19 protein-coding genes are annotated in these 18,846 nt (G+C 61.7%); 8 read left to right on the top strand and 11 right to left on the bottom strand.

Annotated elements, in window-relative coordinates; translation table 11 throughout:
* Window positions 1-100: 100 nt before the first annotated feature.
* The 9 genes from AC0L3H_RS17635 to AC0L3H_RS17595 all read right to left on the bottom strand — a co-directional run bounded on the left by AC0L3H_RS17635 (window position 101) and on the right by AC0L3H_RS17595 (window position 9,738).
* On the bottom strand, window positions 101-1,084 hold the full coding sequence (locus AC0L3H_RS17635) for a beta-ketoacyl-ACP synthase III (protein WP_473491937.1): 984 nt from the start codon (window positions 1,082-1,084) through the stop codon (window positions 101-103).
* Window positions 1,081-2,346: an adenosylmethionine--8-amino-7-oxononanoate transaminase gene (locus AC0L3H_RS17630; RefSeq protein WP_473586315.1), complete on the bottom strand. Its 1,266-nt coding sequence runs from the start codon at window positions 2,344-2,346 to the stop codon at window positions 1,081-1,083. Before AC0L3H_RS17630 ends, AC0L3H_RS17635 begins: the two co-directional genes overlap by 4 nt.
* Window positions 2,346-2,981, bottom strand: a complete 636-nt coding sequence (gene bioD / locus AC0L3H_RS17625) for a dethiobiotin synthase (RefSeq protein ID WP_008874741.1) — start codon at window positions 2,979-2,981, stop codon at window positions 2,346-2,348. Before bioD ends, AC0L3H_RS17630 begins: the two co-directional genes overlap by 1 nt.
* The gene (locus tag AC0L3H_RS17620; RefSeq protein WP_473491934.1) at window positions 2,978-4,117 is read right to left on the bottom strand and encodes an 8-amino-7-oxononanoate synthase; all 1,140 of its coding nucleotides are present in this window, start codon (window positions 4,115-4,117) and stop codon (window positions 2,978-2,980) included. The genes bioD and AC0L3H_RS17620 overlap by 4 nt, the downstream gene beginning before the upstream one ends.
* Entirely contained in the window at window positions 4,114-5,082 is a 969-nt protein-coding gene (gene bioB / locus AC0L3H_RS17615) for a biotin synthase BioB (RefSeq protein WP_473492065.1), read from the bottom strand. Before bioB ends, AC0L3H_RS17620 begins: the two co-directional genes overlap by 4 nt.
* 225 nt (window positions 5,083-5,307) lie before the next feature.
* Window positions 5,308-6,195, bottom strand: a complete 888-nt coding sequence (nadC, locus tag AC0L3H_RS17610) for a carboxylating nicotinate-nucleotide diphosphorylase (RefSeq protein ID WP_473491933.1) — start codon at window positions 6,193-6,195, stop codon at window positions 5,308-5,310.
* Window positions 6,192-7,739 carry an L-aspartate oxidase gene (locus AC0L3H_RS17605; protein ID WP_473491932.1) on the bottom strand — a complete coding sequence of 516 codons (1,548 nt, stop codon included), beginning with the start codon at window positions 7,737-7,739 and terminating at the stop codon, window positions 6,192-6,194. The genes nadC and AC0L3H_RS17605 overlap by 4 nt, the downstream gene beginning before the upstream one ends.
* The gene (nadA, locus tag AC0L3H_RS17600; protein WP_473586314.1) at window positions 7,736-8,710 is read right to left on the bottom strand and encodes a quinolinate synthase NadA; all 975 of its coding nucleotides are present in this window, start codon (window positions 8,708-8,710) and stop codon (window positions 7,736-7,738) included. The genes AC0L3H_RS17605 and nadA overlap by 4 nt, the downstream gene beginning before the upstream one ends.
* Before the next feature lie 65 nt (window positions 8,711-8,775).
* On the bottom strand, window positions 8,776-9,738 hold the full coding sequence (locus AC0L3H_RS17595; protein ID WP_473491928.1) for an NUDIX hydrolase: 963 nt from the start codon (window positions 9,736-9,738) through the stop codon (window positions 8,776-8,778).
* 173 nt (window positions 9,739-9,911) lie between these two features.
* Here AC0L3H_RS17595 and panB point away from each other — a divergent pair, with 173 nt between their 5' ends.
* The 4 genes from panB (at window position 9,912) to AC0L3H_RS17575 (ending at window position 13,206) form a co-directional block, all read left to right on the top strand.
* Window positions 9,912-10,748 carry a 3-methyl-2-oxobutanoate hydroxymethyltransferase gene (gene panB, locus AC0L3H_RS17590; RefSeq protein ID WP_473491927.1) on the top strand — a complete coding sequence of 279 codons (837 nt, stop codon included), beginning with the start codon at window positions 9,912-9,914 and terminating at the stop codon, window positions 10,746-10,748.
* Complete coding sequence (gene panC, locus AC0L3H_RS17585) at window positions 10,745-11,644, top strand: pantoate--beta-alanine ligase (RefSeq protein ID WP_473491926.1); 900 nt, start codon at window positions 10,745-10,747, stop codon at window positions 11,642-11,644. The genes panB and panC overlap by 4 nt, the downstream gene beginning before the upstream one ends.
* A gap of 111 nt (window positions 11,645-11,755) precedes the next feature.
* Window positions 11,756-12,481 carry a LuxR family transcriptional regulator gene (locus tag AC0L3H_RS17580; RefSeq protein WP_473491925.1) on the top strand — a complete coding sequence of 242 codons (726 nt, stop codon included), beginning with the start codon at window positions 11,756-11,758 and terminating at the stop codon, window positions 12,479-12,481.
* Window positions 12,482-12,576: 95 nt separating this feature from the next.
* Entirely contained in the window at window positions 12,577-13,206 is a 630-nt protein-coding gene (locus AC0L3H_RS17575) for an acyl-homoserine-lactone synthase (RefSeq protein ID WP_473491923.1), read from the top strand.
* A 741-nt stretch (window positions 13,207-13,947) separates the two neighbouring features.
* Here AC0L3H_RS17575 and AC0L3H_RS17570 read toward each other — a convergent pair.
* A complete protein-coding gene (locus tag AC0L3H_RS17570) occupies window positions 13,948-14,238 on the bottom strand; it encodes a hypothetical protein (RefSeq protein WP_473491921.1) in 291 nt (96 codons plus the stop codon).
* A gap of 3 nt (window positions 14,239-14,241) precedes the next feature.
* The gene (locus tag AC0L3H_RS17565; RefSeq protein ID WP_473586349.1) at window positions 14,242-14,631 is read right to left on the bottom strand and encodes a hypothetical protein; all 390 of its coding nucleotides are present in this window, start codon (window positions 14,629-14,631) and stop codon (window positions 14,242-14,244) included.
* Between the two features lie 419 nt (window positions 14,632-15,050).
* Here AC0L3H_RS17565 and queC point away from each other — a divergent pair, with 419 nt between their 5' ends.
* From queC to AC0L3H_RS17545, 4 genes are all read left to right on the top strand, one after another.
* Window positions 15,051-15,749 carry a 7-cyano-7-deazaguanine synthase QueC gene (gene queC / locus AC0L3H_RS17560; RefSeq protein WP_473523870.1) on the top strand — a complete coding sequence of 233 codons (699 nt, stop codon included), beginning with the start codon at window positions 15,051-15,053 and terminating at the stop codon, window positions 15,747-15,749.
* Window positions 15,749-16,105, top strand: a complete 357-nt coding sequence (gene queD, locus AC0L3H_RS17555) for a 6-carboxytetrahydropterin synthase QueD (protein WP_065010611.1) — start codon at window positions 15,749-15,751, stop codon at window positions 16,103-16,105. The genes queC and queD overlap by 1 nt, the downstream gene beginning before the upstream one ends.
* Complete coding sequence (gene queE, locus AC0L3H_RS17550; RefSeq protein WP_473586313.1) at window positions 16,102-16,836, top strand: 7-carboxy-7-deazaguanine synthase QueE; 735 nt, start codon at window positions 16,102-16,104, stop codon at window positions 16,834-16,836. The genes queD and queE overlap by 4 nt, the downstream gene beginning before the upstream one ends.
* Window positions 16,837-17,553: 717 nt before the next feature.
* Window positions 17,554-18,813, top strand: coding sequence for a glycosyltransferase family 9 protein (locus AC0L3H_RS17545; RefSeq protein WP_473586312.1), 1,260 nt, complete (start codon window positions 17,554-17,556; stop codon window positions 18,811-18,813).
* Window positions 18,814-18,846: the final 33 nt, after the last annotated feature.

The raw sequence follows: 18,846 nt of genomic DNA, 5'->3' as shown, positions 1-18,846 counted from the left end.
CAAACCAGTGCCCATGCAGCTTGCCGGCGACTATTTTTTCGCATTGGGCCCGTTTTGCTAGTGTCATTCGTGACAAATCCTGTGCATGGCCGTCGTACCGCTAAATTCCGAGGATGAGGGCGCCTCCGGTGAGGCCGGCACCCGCCGCGGCAAGGAGAATCTTTTCGCCCGCCCGAAACGGCTGCGTCCGATGGGCGAGCGACAGCGAGAGCGGGATGGTCGCGGCGGAAGAGTTGCCGTACTCGGCGATCGTCTTGACGATTGCCTGATCCGCTATTCCGAGGTTCCTCCCGACCACATCGAAAATCCGAGCATTGGCCTGATGCGGCACGAAACGATCAATGTCTTGCGGCAGCATTCGGGCAGAAGTGAGCGCGTCCTGCGAGCAGGCCGTCATCATGTCCACGGCCTTGCTGAACACTTCACGGCCGTTGGCGATCGTCATGCGGGTCTGCCCGAGGTCCATGCCGCCGTGGAACGGTGTGTTGCTTCCTCCGGCGGGAATCTGGATCAGCCCGTAGCGCGAGCCGTCCGAAGCCAACGCGGCGCCGAGAATGCCCCGATCCGGGTCATCGCACGGGGCAATCACCACGGCGCCGGCGGCGTCGGCAAACAGCACGGCACTGGCGCGCTCCGCCGGATTGATGCGGCGGCTGAGGATGTTGGCGGCGATGACAAGGCTCGCCTTCCCGTGCAGACGGGTGAAGCTGTCGGCGAACATCAGCGCATAGATGAAGCCGGCGCAGGCGCCGGTCAGATCGACCGCGCCGGCGCAGCTGAGCCCCAGCCGATGCGCGACCAGCGGCGCGCTGGGCGGCAAAAGGTGATCGGGTGTCGAGGTGGCAAGCAGCAAAAGACCGATGTCGCCACGGTCGATGCCGGCATTCGCCAGCGCCATGTCGCCGGCGTGCGCGGCAAGACCCGACAGCGTGTCTTGGTCCGTTGCCCAGAAGCGCGAGCGTATCCCGGTCCGCTGCTCGATCCAGCCGGGCTCAAGCCCGAGACGGATTTCGATTTCCGGATTCTCGACCTTGCGCGACGGCGCATCATGACCCAAGCCGAGAATGGTCGACGATCTCTTCATGGCCGGGAACCGAAGCGTTCGCCGGCCTCCTCGATGGCATCATAGAGCCTGTCCAGCTCGTTGCCGGTGATGCAGTAGGGCGGCAGAAGATAAAGGACATTGCCGAGCGGGCGCACCAACAGGCCGCGTTCGAGAAAAAAGGCGCGCAGTTTTGGCCCGATCTCGGCCAGATAGCCGGCTGAGCCGGCGCGCAGATCGAGAGCTGCGATCGTGCCGGTCGCCCGGCAATCTGTGAACTTGGTATTGTTGCGAAAGCGTCGAAGCCCGACGGCCAGCCCGGCACTCAAGGCCGCAATCCGCTCGGCCACCGGCTCGTCCCGCCAGATCTCGATATTGGCAAATGCTGCCGCGCAAGCGATCGGATTGGCGGTATAGGAACTCGAGTGGAAAAAGGTCTTCTTCCGGTCCTCGCAATAGTGGGCCCGGAAGATGGTGTCGGTGGCAAGCGTGGCCGCCAGCGGGATTGCGCCGCCAGTCAAGCCCTTCGAGGTGCACAGGATATCAGGAGAAATCGATGCCTGGTCGCAGGCGAACATGGTTCCGGTGCGCCCCCAGCCGGTCATCACCTCGTCGGCGATCAGCAGCGTGCCGGAGGCCTTAGTGATCTTTTTCAATTCGGCCAGAACCCAGGCCGGATACATCAGCATGCCGCCGGCGCCGAGCACCAGCGGCTCGAGGATCAGCGCGGCGGCGCGGCGGTCGCGAGAGAAAGCCTCGTATCTATCCAGCGTTTCCTGCTCGCGCCCTGCGGCCGGAAACGGAATGGTGTCGACCTCGAACAGCAGGGGTTCGTAGGCGGCGTTGAACACGCCGCGGGCTCCGACGCTCATCGTGCCGATCGTGTCGCCATGATAGCTGTGTTCCATGACGACGATGCGCGAACGCGGCGCGCCGATATTGCGGTAATAGCCGAGCGCCATCTTCAGCGCGACTTCGACGGACGTGGATCCACTGTCGGAATAGAAGACCCAGTCGAGGCCTGCCGGCACTATTTCGATCAGCGCCGAGGCTAATTGCTCTGCCGGCTGATGGGTGAGACCGGCGAAGATCACCTGGTCGAGCATCTCAGTCGCATTCCGGATTGCTTCCATGATCCGTGGATGGCGGTGCCCGTGGGTGACCACCCACCAGGAGGAGATTGCATCGAGGATATGCCTTCCGTCATTCGTCTCTAGCCAAACCCCTTCCGTGCGGACAACGGACGGCATGGCCGGCTCGATCGCGTGCTGGGTGAATGGATGCCAGACCGGCGACCGCGACATCATTCGCCTCCGGCAATCTTGGCGAGGTCGAAGCCGGCAAACATCGCCTTCCGCAGAGTTTCGCGCGTCAACGGAACGAGGTGTGGCAGCCTGCCGAGCTGACGCACCGCGCCGAATTCGGTGATTGTCCTTTGCGTATCGGCTACCTCTTCGCCGATGAAGGCGATGCCGATCAGCGGGATGGAGCGAGCCCGCAGGGCTTCGATCGACAGCAGAGTGTGGTTGATCGTGCCGAGCTCGGTGCGGGCGCACAGAATGACCGGCAGCCGCCATTCAGCGAAGATGTCAATAAATCTTGTCTGTCGGTTGATCGGCACCATCAGTCCGCCAGCGCCTTCGATGACGAGCGGTGTCGGCAGGACCGGAAATGCAAGATCGGCAGCCTCAATCGAGACGCCGTCGATTTCGGCTGAACGATGCGGCGACAGCGGGCTCTTCAAGCGGTGAGCTTCCGGCAGCACGCGCCCTGACGGCAGGCCGGCGAGCCGTTCAACCGCCTCACTGTCGGTCTCCTCATCGAGACCAGATTGCACCGGCTTCCAGTAAAAGCCGTCGAGCAGCCCGGCCAGCCCAGCCGAGAACACGGTCTTGCCTATTCCGGTGTCTGTTCCGGTGACGACGATACGCGTGGTCATGCCGTGGCCAACACCTCGACGAGCGTCTCGACCATGGCCGAAATGTCAGGCTTGCCGACATTCAGCGTCAGCGAAATGCGCAGCCGCGACGTGCCCTCCGGCACGGTCGGCGGGCGAATGCCGCGTATGTCGAAGCCGCGGGCCTGCAATGCCGCCGCCATCAACATGGTGCGGCTGACGTCGCCAATGACAAGTGGCTGGATCTGCGAGCCGCTGCGCGCCACGCCACAGCGCTCGGCCAGTTGGCGGCCCGCGAAGGCAACGTACTCGTGCAGCTGAACGCGGCGCATCGGCTCGTCGACCAGGATTGCGAGCGCTTCGCGCGCCGCCACCGCCATTAGCGGCGATGGCGCGGTGGCGTAGATAAAGGGCCGGCAGCGGTTGACAATATAGTCGCACAGCACTCCCGGCCCAGTGACGAGTGCGCCGGATGCGCCGAGCGCCTTGCCGCATGTGTGGAGCGCGACAATGTTGTCGCGGCCCTCGAAAGCGGCGGCCAGCCCCCGGCCGTCCGGTCCCCAGACGCCGGTGGCATGCGCCTCGTCGACCACTATGAATGCCTCGTACCGATCGGCAAGCGCGACCAGGCTCTCCATCGGCGCGCAGTCGCCATCCATGCTGTACAGGCCTTCGACTGCGATCCAGATATGCCCCATGCCACCTTCGGCGCGCCAGCGCCTGATCGCGTCCTCAAAAGCATCTATGTCGTTGTGCGTGGCCGGCCTGAACTCGGCGCGTCCAGCCCGCGCCCCTTCATGCATGCTGGCATGCGCGAGTTCGTCGAGGATCAGCAGGTCACCCTTTCGCGGCAGGGCGCTCAGCAGGGCGAAGTTGGCGATGTAGCCGCTGCCGAAGAACAGCGCCCGCTCGGCCCCGAAGAACGCCGCCGCATCTGCCTCCAATGCCTCATGCTCCGGCGCGTTGCCGCGCAGGAGCCGCGATCCGGTAGCGCCGACCGGGGTGCCCCCCTCGATTGCCGCCGCGACTGCATCGCCAAGTCTCTTCGAGGCAGCAAGCCCGAGATAATCGTTGGACGAGAAGTCGAGCCCGGCGCGCGGCGCCAGTGTCCGCAGCCGGCCCTTGCGTGCCAGACCCTGCAAGGTTGCTTCATAGCGGGCAAGCGGCGGCTCGTTCATCTTGCCTCGCGTGGCATCGGCTCAATGCCGAGACGCCTGAATAGACGATTATCCTTGTCCTCGCCGGGATTGTCCGCCGTCAGCAGCATGTCGCCGACAAAGATCGAATTGGCGCCGGCAAAGAAGCACAGCGCCTGCGTTTCGTCGCTCATCGCCGTCCTGCCGGCGGAGAGCCTTACATAGGACTTCGGCATCATGATGCGGGCGAGCGCAATGGTGCGGACGAAATCGATCGGATCGATGGGCTCGGCCTCGGCAAGCGGCGTGCCTTCGATGGGGATGAGCATGTTGATCGGCACGCTTTCCGGCGGCTCGGGCAGGTTCGCCAGTGTGACCAGCATGTCGATGCGATCGGCCTTTTCCTCTCCCATCCCGACAATGCCGCCGCAGCAGACCTTCATGCCAACCTCGCGCACGTGCCCAAGTGTTTCCAGCCGGTCGGCAAAGGTCCTGGTTGAAACAACCTCGCCGTAATAGCGCTCGGACGTGTCGATGTTGTGGTTGTAGTAGTCGAGACCGGCCGCCTTCAGGCGCTGCGCCTGACTGAGGTCCAGCATTCCGAGCGTCATGCACGTCTCCATGCCGAGCGCCTTCACGCCCTCGATCATGGCGACCACGGAGCCCATGTCGCGTTCCTTCGGACTGCGCCATGCGGCGCCCATGCAATAGCGGGTGGCGCCGGCGTCCCGCGCCTTGATCGCTTCGGCAATGACACGCTCCACCTCCATCAGCTTGGACGCCCTCAGGCCGGTTTCGTAATGCGTAGACTGGCTGCAATAGCCGCAATCCTCCGGGCATCCGCCGGTCTTGATGCTGAGCAGCCGCGACAGCTGCACCCGGTTGCGATCGAAGTTCTGGCGGTGGATTGTCTGAGCCAGGAAGAGCAGGTCATTGAACGGCATCCCGTGGATAGCCTCGGCCTCTTTGCGGTTCCATCGGGATAGTGCCCCCTCGATCGATTGCATGGCTTGCTTCACGTCGCACTCCGAGTTCGTTCCAATCGTCATCATCAAAAGCTTTGTCGCTGGTCCGACAGCGCGTGCAGGAGTCTGTCGACCCTCCTCGGGTTCGCTATGATCGTCGATCAGCCCGATGAGCCTGAACCAGTTGGAGGGTGCGCCGCACAAAGATGCAGGCTCGCATGGAGCAGTTCCTGCGTCGGCGCGCTCCAGCGGAGGTGGGAATGCCTTTCATTCCATCTCCATCAGTTCAAGCGCGCGCTGATGCGCCGGCATATCCAGGCCGATGTCGAGGATGGGCGCGCTGTGTGTCAGCCATCCGACTGAGATGAGGTCGACCCCCGTCGCAGCAATCAACGGAGCCGTTTTCGGCGTCACCCGACCGGAAGCCTCGGTGATGGCGCGGCCACCGACGATTGCCACGGCGCGCGCAAGGTCCTCAACCGACATATTGTCGAGCAGCACTGCGTCGACTCCCAGCGTGAGCGCTACATCGAGCTGCTCCAGCGTGTCGACCTCGACCTCGATCTTCACCATGTGGCCTGCGGCGGCGCGCGCCCGCTCTATTGCCGTGCGAATGTCGCCGGCGATCGCGATGTGGTTGTCCTTGATCAGCACGGCGTCGTCGAGCCCGAAGCGGTGATTGGCGCCGCCGCCGACGCGTACCGCATATTTCTCCAGCGCGCGCAGGCCGGGCGTGGTCTTTCGCGTGCACACGATCTTCGCCTTGTGGCCACGCACGGCCTCGACCATCGCCGCTGTGGCAGTGGCGATGCCGCTCAGGCGGCACAGAAAATTGAGCGCCGTGCGCTCGGCCGTGAGCAGGCCTCGCGCCGGTCCGCACAACTTGGCGATAGTCTCGCCCGCCGCGACATCGCTGCCGTCAGCTCGCCAGATGTGCATGTCGATCGCAGGCTCGACGAGCATGAAGGCGAAGGCGGCCAGATCGAGACCGGCAACGATGCCCATCTGTCGCGACTTGAGCACCAAGGTGGCCGTGCGATCACGCGGGATCACGGCGTCGCTGGTCAGATCACCGCATCTGCCCAGGTCTTCGAGAAGAGCACCGCGCACGATCGGCTCGATCAGGGTTGAGGGAAGGGGTGAGAACGAATTCATGTCAGGGTGCTCCGTATCGGCGCCCGCCAGCTGAGTGCGACGGCGGTCTGTATTGCGCTGCACAGTGTCAGCCGTGACTGGCGCGCATCTGCATCGCGTCCGGGGAAATCGGAACGATAGTGCGAGCCGCGGCTCTCTTCGCGCCGCAGGGCCGCAATGGCGATCATCAGCGCGACCAAGGCGGGGTCGGAGGCAGCGCTGTCGTGAGCTGCGATCGGCAACAGGGTCGCCACCCCGTCGCGTAGCGTCTCGCTATCGCGGATGATGCCGAGCGCGGCCGAGACGATTGGGCGGATGCCGGAGGCGTCTGGCCGTCGAGGCACGAATGCGGAACACACGCGCGGACGCCGGGTGTGTGATACGTCGGCGACGCTTTCAGCAACCCAGCTCGCTGTGACCGCCGCTTCGATAAGCGAGTTGCTGGCGAGTCGGTTCGCGCCGTGCAGACCGGTGCATGCGACCTCGCCACATGCCCACAATCCCTCGATGGAGCTGCGGCCGGCAGCGTCTACAGCGACACCGCCCATGTGATAATGTGCCGCCGGGCGCACCGGGATCGGGTCGGTCGCGGGATCGATGCCGGCCTGGTGGCACAAATCGGCGATCGCCGGAAAGCGCTTGTCAAATCTGAGGCCGAGACATTGCCTTGCGTCCAGGAACACACGGCGTCCGACAGCGAGCTGATGCCAAACCGCGCGCGCAACCACGTCGCGAGGCGCAAGCTCGCCCCCGGGGGTTTCAGCGAGGAAACGCTCTCCTTGCTCGTCGATGAGCACAGCACCCTCGCCGCGCACCGCTTCGCTCACCAGCGGCATCGGCCGCCGCGGACCCTCGAGGGCGGTCGGGTGGAACTGCACGAATTCCAGGTCGGCGAACTCCGCCCCGGCACAGGCGGCGAGCGCGAGCCCCTGTCCACATGAGCCAGGAGGGTTTGTCGTATCGCTAAACAAGCCGCCGATGCCGCCGGTCGCCAGGACCACGCGGCGCGTTGGCAAGGCGATTGCGCCCGTGCACCCGGCCGCGACCACGGCGATAATCGCCCCGTCTTCCACGACAAGCCGGCGGGCCTCCACGTTTTCCAGGATAGTGATGGAGGCTGTGCGCCGTGCCGCGGCGATCAGCGCGCGGACCAGCTCGCGACCGGTGGCATCGCCCGCCGCATGCACGATCCGCCGCTGCGAGTGCGCCGCCTCAAGCCCGAGCCGCAACGCGCCGTCAGCGCGTCGATCGAATGCGACACCGAACCGCTCTAGAGTCCTGATCGCTTCAGGTGCAGCTCGGACCGTTCGCCGCACAGTCGTCACGTCGCAGAGACCGTCGCCGGCCGCGACGGTGTCACAAAGATGAAGTTCGGGACTGTCCTCGCCGCCGACACTTGCCGCAAGACCGCCTTGGGCGAGCTCGCTGCAGGCTCCGGTTCCCAGCCCCGCATTGGACAGAAGCACAACCGGTTCCGGCGCCAGATGAAGCGCCGTCATCAGGCCTGCCACACCGGCGCCGATGATGACCGGGGCCCCGCCGATGTCATGAACGTCGAGGCTCATATGGAAAGCATACGCTCGACCGAGCGGCGCGCGCGCCCTGCAATCCCGGGATGGATCCGAACCTCATGCCGGTTCTCCTCGAGTGCGACGCGAATGTTAGCCAGCGTGATGCGCTTCATGTGCGGACAGAGATTGCAGGGGCGGACGAACTCGACGTCGGGATGCGCGATCGCGATATTGTCGCTCATCGAACATTCCGTCATCAACACTACGCGGGGTGGTTTTTCCCGCTCGACATAATCCGACATGGCCGCGGTGGAACCCGAAAAATCCGCCTCTGTGACAACGTCCGGGGGGCATTCGGGATGGGCCAGCACGATGACACCCGGATGTGCGGCGCGCAGTTCGCGAATATCGGCCGGGGTGAAGCGCTCATGCACCTCGCAACGACCCTTCCAGGCGATGATCCCAACCTTCGTCTCGGCGGCGACGTTCTTGGCGAGATATTCGTCGGGCAGCATAATCACACGCGGCGCGCCGAGCGATTCCACCACCGCCTTTGCGTTGCCCGAGGTGCAGCAGATGTCGGACTCGGCTTTCACAGCGGCGGAGGTGTTGACATAGGTGACAATGGGCACGCCGGGATAACTCTGTCGCATCAGCCGCACGTCTTGTGCCGTGATCGAATCGGCCAGCGAGCAACCAGCGCCCAGGTCGGGGATAAGCACGGTCTTTTTCGGATTAAGCAGCTTGGCCGTCTCGGCCATGAAATGCACGCCGGCAACGACGATGACTTGCGCCTCGACTGTCACAGCCTTGCGGGCCAGCGCCAGGCTGTCGCCGACAATGTCTGCGACGCAATGGTAGATCTCGGGCGTCTGATAGTTGTGCGCCAGGATGATGGCATTGCGCTCGCGCTTGAGCGCAAGGATGGCTTCGATATCGTCCACGAAAGACGGCCATTCAATCGGCGGGATCACGCGCCGGACGCGCTCGTAGAGGAACGCGGCCGTAGGCAGCACGGCGCTCATTGATGCCCCCGCTTATACTCTAGTTGAAGATAACCGGCATATACTTGCCGTGAGTATAAGGGATGTCAACCCCGCGCCAGCGGCAATTTTGTCCCGGCGACGGCCCTTTCGTCGAGAACGGCGTGGCGGAAGCGGTAGAGCTTCGCCGGCCGACCACCGGTCTCCGCAGTGGTCTCGCCGGTCTCCTCGACCAGTTCCTGTTGCTCGATCAGGCGGCGAAAGTTCGGCTTGTGGATGAGCCTGCCGGCGAGCGCCTCCACGGTTCGCTGCAGCTGCAGTAGCGTAAAGGTCGGTCGCATAAGCTCAAAGACGACGGGCCGGTATTTGATCTTGGAGCGCAGCCGCGCAATGCCCGTTGCCACGATACGGCGATGATCAGCGACCATGGATTTGCTCGGCACCAGGGGAAGCGGCGTCTCCCGTCCTCTTCCGGCCTCTTGGACCAGGCCTGCTTCATAAAGTAACTCATATCGCTGAAGCACGAGCTCCTCATTCCAATAACGGTCGTCGAAGCCAAAGGCGATCGCCGCCCGCTGCCGGCGTTCGCGTCGCGTGGCCGCGTCGCTCGCTCCGTCTGCCCAACCGATCAAGCGTGGTCGCACAACATCCAGCACCACCGGCGGGGTGCCGGAGCGGTGGTCCTCCCATGGAAAATAGTCGTACCAGCTTTGCCAGCCGCACTTGCATGAGCCCGTTGCCTGTTCTTTGCTGGTCAAAGCGAGATAGCTGATGGAGATGACGCGCTGCTGGCGTTCGGCGCCGATTCGGTCCCGATCGGCGAAGGTGTAAAGCTGCTCGATGTACCCCAAGGGCTGGCCGGTCTGCTGCTCGACCCACCCCCTCAAACCGGATTGCGGCGACCGGTGCTCAAGCGCAAAAGGTCCGGACGGCAGGGTGTCAGCCTGGCCGATGGTTAGGAGACAGGGGTCACTTTCATTTACGGCCACGACGACGGCGATCAGGTCCACTTTGACTTGGTCCGCCTTGCCGGCTTTGTCTTTCCTGGTTCCTGTTGCCTGATCGTCCATGTTCGTGAAAGTGGTTGACCCGAGCCCGGGAGCCTTAATCGATTTAATGTAAGCGAGGCTGTCCGCACGTCAACACCGCACAGCTGCATCCCCATTTTTAGCTCTTCGCACTTGCACAAAAATGTGCCAAACGCGACACCCGCGGCGGGTAACGCAAGGGAAGGAGGGATGGGTTGAGCGCAGCTGGTGATCGAAAGGGAATTGCACCGCTGGATGTTCGGATGCGGAAAGGCCAGACTCCACTCGTCTGCCTGACGGCATATACCACGCCGATCGCCAGTTTGGCCGATCGACACTGCGACATCGTTCTCGTCGGCGACAGCGTCGGCATGGTCCTGCACGGCCTCTCGTCGACGCTGAGCGTCACTCTCGACATGATGATCATGCACGGCCAGGCGGTGCGCCGCGGTCTGGTGCGAGCATTGATGGTCGTAGACCTGCCATTCGGTTCCTATGAAGAAAGCCCCGAGCAGGCCTTCCGCAACGCTGCGCGCCTGATGGCGGAGACCGGTTGTGCAGCGGTGAAGCTCGAGGGGGGGCAGACCATGGCCGAGACGATCCGCTTCCTCGCCGCGCGCGGCGTGCCTGTCATGGCCCATGTCGGCTTGACGCCGCAGGCGGTCAATACTCTCGGCGGCTACCGCGTCCAGGGGCGGGGAGACGATGCCGAGCGCATCAGGCGCGACGCCGGTGCGGTCACGGAAGCCGGCGCTTTCTCGGTGGTGCTGGAGAAAGTGCCCGAGCCGCTCGCACGGCGCATCACTGCGGAGATCGCCGTCCCCACAATCGGCATCGGCGCCTCGCCGGCCTGCGACGGCCAGATTTTGGTCAGCGATGATATGCTTGGGCTTTTCGGCTCTTTCCGGCCGAAATTCGTCAAACGCTACGCCGAACTAGGCAACCAGGCCGATGCGGCGATCGCGGCTTATGCCGCCGACGTGAGGGAACGGCGCTTTCCGGCAGCCGAACATCTCTACGCCAACGAGACGAAGGCCGGAGACGTCACATGAGCGTGCCGATCGTTCGAACCGTTGCCGAACTCCGCGCTGTTGCCGCGGGATGGCGTCGCTCAGGCGCCCGTGTCGCCGTTGTGCCGACCATGGGAGCCTTGCATGAAGGCCATCTGAGTCTCGTGCGGGCCGCACTTCAGAAGGCCGAGCGGGTAGTCGTGACGCTGTTCGTCAATCCCAAGCAGTTCAACAGTGCCGCCGACCTTGCCGCCTATCCTCGGACGGAAAACGAAGATGCTGCCAAGCTCGTGCCGACAGGCGCACATCTGCTCTATGTACCGGATGCAGACGAGATGTATCCAGCGGGCTTCGCCACGGCCGTTTCGGTGTCCACTCTCAGCGAGGGCCTGTGCGGCGCCTTCCGGCCCGGCCATTTCGATGGCGTGGCGACGGTCGTGGCCAAGCTCTTCCTGCAGACCGGCGCTGACTTAGCCTTTTTTGGCGAAAAGGATTTCCAGCAGCTTCAGCTTGTCAGGCGCTTGGTCCGGGACCTTGACATCCCGATCACCGTGCTCGCATGTCCGACAGTCCGCGAAACCGATGGTCTTGCACTATCGTCGCGCAATAGCCGGCTCTCGCCAGCAGAACGCGCCATTGCCCCAAAGCTGGCTTCGGTCTTGCTCGACACGGCTGAGCGGCTTGCGCGTGGCTCTCCTGTCTTGCCCATGCTTGATGAAGCGCGTGCAACAATTCTGGCGACAGGCTATCGCGAGGTCGAGTACCTGGAACTTCGCGGCGAAACAGACCTGCAGCCGCTAGCAAGGCTTGACCGACCAGCACGCTTGCTTGTCGCGGCTTGGCTCGGCGACACGCGGCTCATCGATAACGTCTCAACATCCCCGGCTGGTAAGCGGCCAGGTGCACGGGGTTCGCTTCACCGGGAAGCAGCAAAGTAATGCCGGCGATGATGGCGACCAAATCGTCCGCGTCGCATCGATGCAGAGTCGTTTAGACCCAGGTTTCCGCCTGGCATCGAGCAACATTCGAGGAGGTCGCGCAAAGGGCTGATGTATCGCGTGTTCGAAAACTTCGTCGAGCAACTCTCTGCAAGCGTCGATGCAGTCGACCTACATGAGGCGATGGCGTCCGCCGCAGCCGGCTTCGACTTTCCGCTCTTCGCCTATTTCAGTTACCCGTCGGTCTCCGGCCAGACGCCGCGATTGATTTCAAATTATCCTTCATCCTGGACATCGCACTATCTGCAACTGCGCTACCACAGCCATGATCCGGTGATCCTGCGCGGGCTGCAAGGCTGGGATACTTTTGATTGGGGCGTGGATCGACCCCGCCAGTGTCTGCCGGCCTCGCAGCAAGAAATCCTGGAAAAAGCAGCTCACTTTGGCATTCGCGGCGGATTGACCATGTCCATGCATGACCATCGCGGCCGGTTTGCGGCGCTGACCTTCGCTTCCGACCAGTCCCGTCCGCCTCTCTTGCGGTCACTCACTCGCTACGAAAAAGCATTGCAGCTGGTCGCAATCAACTTTCATATACATGCCCGGCGCCAGCTCGCCGAAGATTGCGTGGTGGATGGCATAACGCTGACCCCGCGGGAGTTCGAATCCCTGAAATGGGCGGCGCGCGGTAAGTCCGCCTGGGATATCAGCCAGATCCTCGGCGTCTCGAAACGCACCGTGACCTTCCATCTGGAAAACGCCAAGGCAAAGCTTGGCGTGCGAACCATAAACCAGGGCATAGCGCGGCTGACTGCTTCCCGTCAGTGGAGATCCTGACCTCCTTTTGTTGGAAAGCTGTAAAGGTCTACAGGCTGCATCAATGTCGGCTTTGCTCTTCGATAGCGGGAACACATCCTGCACGGAGGCGACAGATGATGCAGCTGATAACACCTGAACTCTACGGCGAGTTTCCAAACGAGCTCAACGAAATGCACGGGCTCAGGCATCGGGTCTTCAAGGAAAGGCTGGATTGGGAAGTTCAGACCGAAAGCGAGATGGAAACAGACGCATTTGACAGCCTGAACCCCGTCTATCTGCTTCTCAAGGGATCCGACTGGCGAATTTGCGGTTGCGTCCGTCTTTTACCGACTACCGGACCGACAATGTTGCGCGATACCTTTCCGATGCTGCTGGGTGAGACTGCGGCGCCCGCGAGTGCCCGCATTTGGGAGAGCAGTCGTTTCGCACTCGATCTCCCTCCATCAGCGCCTAAGTCTGGCGGACTGGCGCAAGCAACATACGAGCTCTTCGCCGGCATGATCGAATTCGGCTTGGCGAATAATCTCACTCGGATTGTGACAGTGACCGATACGCGCATGGAACGGATCCTGCGTCTCGCAACGTGGCCGTTGACGCGCATCGGACAGCCGAAGCCGGTTGGTAACACGGAGGCGGTCGCCGGTTTTCTCGAGATTTCCCACGCTAGCCTCAAGCGCATCCGCTGGAGGGGACGTCTGAACGGACCTGTATTATGGCAACCGGTTCTCGGCCTGTCGGCGTAGCGCTTAACGATGCTCAGCCTGACCAATGCTCCTGCCGGCGGGCGCTACGCACGGTTGATATGCTGGCCGGACGGCGTAGTGCGAAGCTTACGACTATTCCGGTCGATTCCCCCGCACGACCTGGGCCCAGGAAGTTTTTAGGTGCAATCCGCAATTCCGGCGTTACCACGCCAAATGGCGCGCCCCGCCGCAGACACCCGAGTTTTTGGACGCCGTAAAACCCCGGATTTCTTACGCCGCAAAAAAGCAGCAACTCAGGGATCGTTCACAGAGCGGCCAAGTCCTGCACCGCTGGACGATTGCTCCTCTCAGCGGTGCCTTCTGGTACCAAAAAAGCCCCGGCGCTGGGTCGATGCGCCGGGGCTTTGGGCACGTACGAGCTACACCAACATGTCCGCTTATGAACGTGCGCTAACAAAGTGAACGAATGGTGAATCGCGCAATAGCTCGCCGAACGGGGTTCGTATTCATGCTCCCATCTAAGAAGTGCTGGCATGGTCAACGCTGCCGTAGGCCTAAGAGCGACGCGTCGCGGCGATGTCGGCCATGCCGTCCCTTTAGTTGTGTGCGTCATGTTCTGCAAAGATGGCGTGGCATTAGCGGTGACGTTGGCGTGTCCGCCGCGCAGCCCCCGTGTTAGCGGAGCGGCGGACATGGCGGGCCGCGTCTCAGGCGGCCAGTGCCCTCAGGTTCTCTTTCTTGTGCTCGCGCAGATGATCCATGTTGAGGTAGCGGGTCGCCTCAAGCCAGTTCTCGTGGATCTCCACTGATTGCGCGATTTTCCTGCTCGATTAACTGCAGAAGCGCGGCGTAACCGCCAAGCAGGCGCACCGGCGGAATATTTTCGCGCAATCCCTGTAACGTGAAGGAGAAGGTAACTAATGAGCGCGGCTCGTGCACGTGAGGTATATTTGAACGTGTGCAGCAGATCGTTGCGCTCTCCCCGGACACATCCGCGCGCCACAGAGCCTCGGTGGCCGGCCGCTCGGACGCGCAGGTGGAGCCAAAAATCCGCAGATGCATTCCGGTCATATGCTAGCTGCCAAGCATATGACCGGCATTTCGCAAGGCGCCTAGGAAGAGACCGGCATGGACGGTGACATCGATCTTGGCCTGCATTGACAGGGGCATGCTGGCCCAGTTCTCCAATGGCGAAATGAAATGTGAGAAAGTGCCATTGACCATGCAAGAGCGGGTAACAAGGCCTTGTCTGTCCAACGCGACCACGCCCGTCTGGTCGGCTCGATATCGGATGGCTGCGATCCGCTGGACCTCCGAGTCACCATCGACCCGCACGTCGAAAACCAGGACACCGTGGCTCCTCGTGGCTATCTCTGCGGCCTTTTCGTTGAAGCTTAGGGAGAGTGAGCGGACGCTTTCGACCGCCATCTGGAAAATCGCCAAATCCAGTTCATCCAACGCCATGTAGGCTATTGCGCGCAATATAGGGGTGATTGCAACGGCGGATTCGTGTTCCAGATCGAACTGATCCTGAAGCGGGGCGCGCGCACTGTCCTTGAACTTGGGCTTCTGCACTCCCGCCGTTAAAGAACTCCGTACCTTCCTCGTTACTTCGCCAATTCGCGTGTGGCCTGTGCAAGCATCCGTAGCGCAGATTTGGATAGGTCAGCTTCTTCCCCAGCAATGCCTCGAGTCGCTTCGCATTTGTCCTTCTGAGCATATGCTTGTTTGGACATTGAAAGAGCCCGCGGTCGGCGCCCGCTGCGCCACGGCACGTCAGCGACCAGACTCCCACCGGGTTCACAAAGTTGACTAGCTGGGGTAGGGGGACCGCAGAGAAATCTCCGGTCGCAGCCTTACCCGGTCAAAACAAGGATACCACGATGAAGACTCTCGTCATCTGCTCCGGCGGATTGGACTCCGTTTCCCTTGCTCACAGCGTGGCAGCGGAGCACGAGCTCGCCGGCCTCCTGTCTTTCGATTACGGCCAACGGCACAGGAAAGAATTGGGCTTCGCCGCTCTCTGCGCGGAGCGACTGAACACTACGCACCAGATCATCAACATCCCCGAAATCGGCCGCGGCCTTTCCGGCTCAGCGCTCACCGATAATTTCGACGTGCCGGACGGCCACTACGCCGAAGACACGATGAAGATCACGGTAGTGCCGAACCGGAACGCCATCATGTTGGCAATTGCCTTCGGTCTCGCCACCGCGCACAAGGCCGAAGCGGTGGCGATGGCCGTCCATGGTGGGGACCATTTCATCTATCCAGATTGCCGTCCGGCCTTCATCGAAGCTTTCCAGATGATGCAAGACCGCGCGCTGGAAGGCTACGCAGAGATTCGCCTTTACACGCCTTACGTCAACCTCACGAAGGGCCACATCGTCCGGGATGGAGCAAGACACGGAACGCCATTTGCGGAGACCTGGTCGTGTTACAAGGGCGGCGAGCGTCACTGCGGACGGTGCGGGACCTGCGTGGAGCGGCGCGAGGCGTTTCATCTCGCGGGGCACGCTGATCCTACCGACTACCAAGACCCTGTCTTCTGGCTCGAGGCGCTGCGGAGGAGAAGCGCCTGATGTTCCGCATCACCAAGGAATTCCACTTCTCGGCCTCGCACCAGCTCACCTCTTTGCCGCCGGATCATCAGTGCGCGCGCCTGCACGGGCATAACTACATCGTCGAAGTGGAACTTTCGGCGAAGGATCTGGACGCGCACGGCTTCGTGCGCGACTATCACGATCTGGCGCCGCTCAAACGCTATATCGACGAGAGCCTCGACCATCGGCACCTCAACGAGGTGCTGGGACATGAGCAAGTCACGGCGGAATACTTGGCCAGACATTTCTATGAATGGTGCAAGGCACGTCTGCCGGAAACCGCGGCCGTGCGGGTGAGCGAAACCCCGAAAACCTGGGCGGAATACCGGCCGTGACGGACACGCGTCCCGCAATCCGTGTGAGCGAGATATTTGGGCCCACGATCCAGGGCGAGGGAGTGCTCATCGGTTTGCCTACAGTCTTCATCAGAACCGGCGGGTGTGACTACCGGTGCTCCTGGTGCGACAGCCTCCATGCGGTGGACAGTCAATTCCGCCACGAATGGGAGATGATGCCAATCGATGCGGTGTGGCAAAGCGTCGTTGGGCTTTCCGGTGGCCGGCCAGTGATGGTGTCGCTGTCAGGCGGCAATCCGGCCATTCAGCCCTTCGGTGCGCTGATCGAGCGAGGCCATGGTGAAGGTTACCGTTTTGCGCTGGAAACCCAAGGTTCGGTGGTCAGCGACTGGTTTGCGGATCTTGATGTGCTGGTTCTCAGCCCAAAGCCGCCGTCAAGCGAAATGAGTACCGATTGGGCTGCATTCCAGGCGTGCATAGAAGCGGCGCAGCAGAAGCCGCAAATCGTGCTCAAGCTCGTTGTTTTCGACGAGAATGACTACGCCTACGCCAAAGACGCCGCGGCGCGATTTCCGCACCTTCCGGTCTATCTGCAACCCGGCAATCACACGCCACCGCGCCCTGGCAATGAAGACGCACCTGTCGACCTGGACGGAATAATAAAGCGCATGGAGTGGCTTGTGGAAAAGGTGACACACGACAGGTGGTTCGAAGCACGCGTGTTACCGCAGTTGCACGTTTTGCTCTGGGGAAACAGGAGAGGCGTCTAGTCGCGCCTGTGCGGGAAATGCGCCGCCATTTGGCGGCGCTGCCGGGTACTTCCTGAGGTGCTCGATGCCGAGATGGTGCTGGGCGCTTCGAAAGTGAGCGCGCACCGGAGCGGCTAGGCTACCGCTCCGCTGTATTGTGGCCGCAAACTTGGCAGCCATCTATCCATGGCGTGGAAGGGCTTCATCGAAACAAACGATTTTCTCAACCTTCCGGAATCTCGCATTGACCTCAGCACCGGCACGCATCGACCGTCCCTGCCTCTGTCGCGTGAAAAGGGACCCGAAAGGGGAAAATCTTTGCATGAGCTCAGACGTGCGCTGGAATTGTCCTGGGAATGAGTTGCAGCCAGGCCGACGATTTCGAATAGTCCGACCTCTCTTTCTTAGCGGAGTCTTCCCCTCTCAGAACCGTTGAACGGCCGGCGTCACCTACCCCTAACTCATTCAGGCCAGTCCGCACCTGCCTCTTCCCGCAAAGAAATTCGTCAGCCCATTTTTCCGCCCGTCATTGCCGTCGCTGGTCGGCAAAGCTTCCGGACTGACCGGGGCTGACGCCGGAACTCCTCTTTCACTCGCAGCCGCGAACACTGCAAATCACCAGTCGTTTCAGAGTCGTTTGCCGCGTTAATTTGTTCACGCGGATAAGACGGCAAGCAATCCAACCTACACAGACATAACTGGGCTAGCAGTGTTATACGTATAACCTTCGGAATGGCAATGGGATACTTTACAAAGCGCGACGGCAATCAAATTATATACCGCAGCTGGGAGGAGTCGGAACAGTCAAGCGCCAAGATGAGAATTTTGGCGCTTAAGCTTGATCGTGTCGGGGACTTTTGGATGTCTCTAGCGCCCCTGATGGACCTGCGTCAGCGCTTTGCGCAAGCCCACATTACGCTGGTGGTCGGAAGCTGGAACATCGACACTGCAAAACAGTTCAACCTCGCCGACGATTACGTTGCTTTTGACTTCTTTCCTCGCAACCCGAAGGTCGATACCCGCAAGAAAGCGGCCGACATACGGCCGCTGCTGACCGGCGAGTTTGATCTTGCCATTGATATGCGTGTCCCGGATGAGACAAGGCCCATTTTGCTCGAAGTCCCCGCCAGGCATCGTGCGGCGATAGTTGATCCTTACGGAATGCATCAGATCGATATTGCGATAGCGCCATTCGATCTGAAATTGCGCAGAACCATCCTCTACAAGCTGGCCCAAAAAATAGGGATCGCCGACAAATTCCCTCGCACATGGCTTGATTGGTTCGTTGACCGTAAGCAGATACGTCTCCAGCATGTGTCGGAAATTCTCCTCTTTCTGGTCGCAAAGACAGCGGCCTGTTTCGACGCAGAAAGTGAAGCCGGCCGCCGACAGAGTTCGACAGAAGGCAAGTCCCCGATCGTCGTGGCTCCGTTTTCGAATTCCAGCCTGCGCGATTGGCCGATCGAAAACTTTGGCAAACTTGTCGCTGCTCTTTCTACCCGTCGTGAGGTGATCCTCGTCGGCCGTGGCGAAAGCCGGGAAGCGCTTGAGGAGGTCGCGATGACAGCTCGCGACCGTGGGGCCGCGGAGATTCGAACGGCTGTCGACTTGTCAGAATTGGAATTCAATCATCTCATGAATTCGGCCGCGCTCGTGGTGTCGAACAATTCAGGCACTGGGCATGTCGCTGCCCAGCTTGGCCGCCCTACTGTGGGAATTTTCACCGCGTCACATCTACCGGAAATTTGGGGTTTCCGTGGTCCACTGGTCAGCATGCTTATGAGCGTTATTGAATGTCGGGGATGTGGTCTGGACAAAGTGCGGCGCTGTCCGGTCAAAGTCCGCTGCAAGTTCGACATCACGCCCGATCTGGTGATTGCCGAGGTAGACGCCTTGATGAATTATTGTAAGGGGCGGGACAAACTTATTGTGGCTCGCGGGCGGTGCGGCCAGAACGACGATCGCGCGCGAAGAAGCAGCTCAGGGCCCATGCCCTAACACGCCCGGTCGATTACTCCATCTGTGGAGCGC

The organism is Mesorhizobium sp. WSM4816 (assembly GCF_055811535.1).
Note: the sequence above shows the minus strand (reverse complement) of the source record. Positions and strands in the feature narration are given on the sequence as shown.

Coding starts and splice junctions, on each gene's coding strand:
- nadC (WP_473491933.1), bottom strand. CDS start 6,195: ATGAATTCGTTCTCACCCCTTCCCTCAACCCTGATCGAGCCGATCGTG.
- panC (WP_473491926.1), top strand. CDS start 10,745: ATGAGCGTGCCGATCGTTCGAACCGTTGCCGAACTCCGCGCTGTTGCC.
- bioB (WP_473492065.1), bottom strand. CDS start 5,082: ATGCAATCGATCGAGGGGGCACTATCCCGATGGAACCGCAAAGAGGCC.
- AC0L3H_RS17620 (WP_473491934.1), bottom strand. CDS start 4,117: ATGAACGAGCCGCCGCTTGCCCGCTATGAAGCAACCTTGCAGGGTCTG.
- AC0L3H_RS17635 (WP_473491937.1), bottom strand. CDS start 1,084: ATGAAGAGATCGTCGACCATTCTCGGCTTGGGTCATGATGCGCCGTCG.
- AC0L3H_RS17580 (WP_473491925.1), top strand. CDS start 11,756: ATGTATCGCGTGTTCGAAAACTTCGTCGAGCAACTCTCTGCAAGCGTC.
- AC0L3H_RS17605 (WP_473491932.1), bottom strand. CDS start 7,739: ATGAGCCTCGACGTTCATGACATCGGCGGGGCCCCGGTCATCATCGGC.
- AC0L3H_RS17630 (WP_473586315.1), bottom strand. CDS start 2,346: ATGTCGCGGTCGCCGGTCTGGCATCCATTCACCCAGCACGCGATCGAG.
- AC0L3H_RS17595 (WP_473491928.1), bottom strand. CDS start 9,738: ATGGACGATCAGGCAACAGGAACCAGGAAAGACAAAGCCGGCAAGGCG.
- queD (WP_065010611.1), top strand. CDS start 15,749: ATGTTCCGCATCACCAAGGAATTCCACTTCTCGGCCTCGCACCAGCTC.
- bioD (WP_008874741.1), bottom strand. CDS start 2,981: ATGACCACGCGTATCGTCGTCACCGGAACAGACACCGGAATAGGCAAG.
- AC0L3H_RS17565 (WP_473586349.1), bottom strand. CDS start 14,631: ATGGCGTTGGATGAACTGGATTTGGCGATTTTCCAGATGGCGGTCGAA.
- AC0L3H_RS17575 (WP_473491923.1), top strand. CDS start 12,577: ATGATGCAGCTGATAACACCTGAACTCTACGGCGAGTTTCCAAACGAG.
- AC0L3H_RS17545 (WP_473586312.1), top strand. CDS start 17,554: ATGGGATACTTTACAAAGCGCGACGGCAATCAAATTATATACCGCAGC.
- AC0L3H_RS17570 (WP_473491921.1), bottom strand. CDS start 14,238: ATGACCGGAATGCATCTGCGGATTTTTGGCTCCACCTGCGCGTCCGAG.
- queC (WP_473523870.1), top strand. CDS start 15,051: ATGAAGACTCTCGTCATCTGCTCCGGCGGATTGGACTCCGTTTCCCTT.
- nadA (WP_473586314.1), bottom strand. CDS start 8,710: ATGAGCGCCGTGCTGCCTACGGCCGCGTTCCTCTACGAGCGCGTCCGG.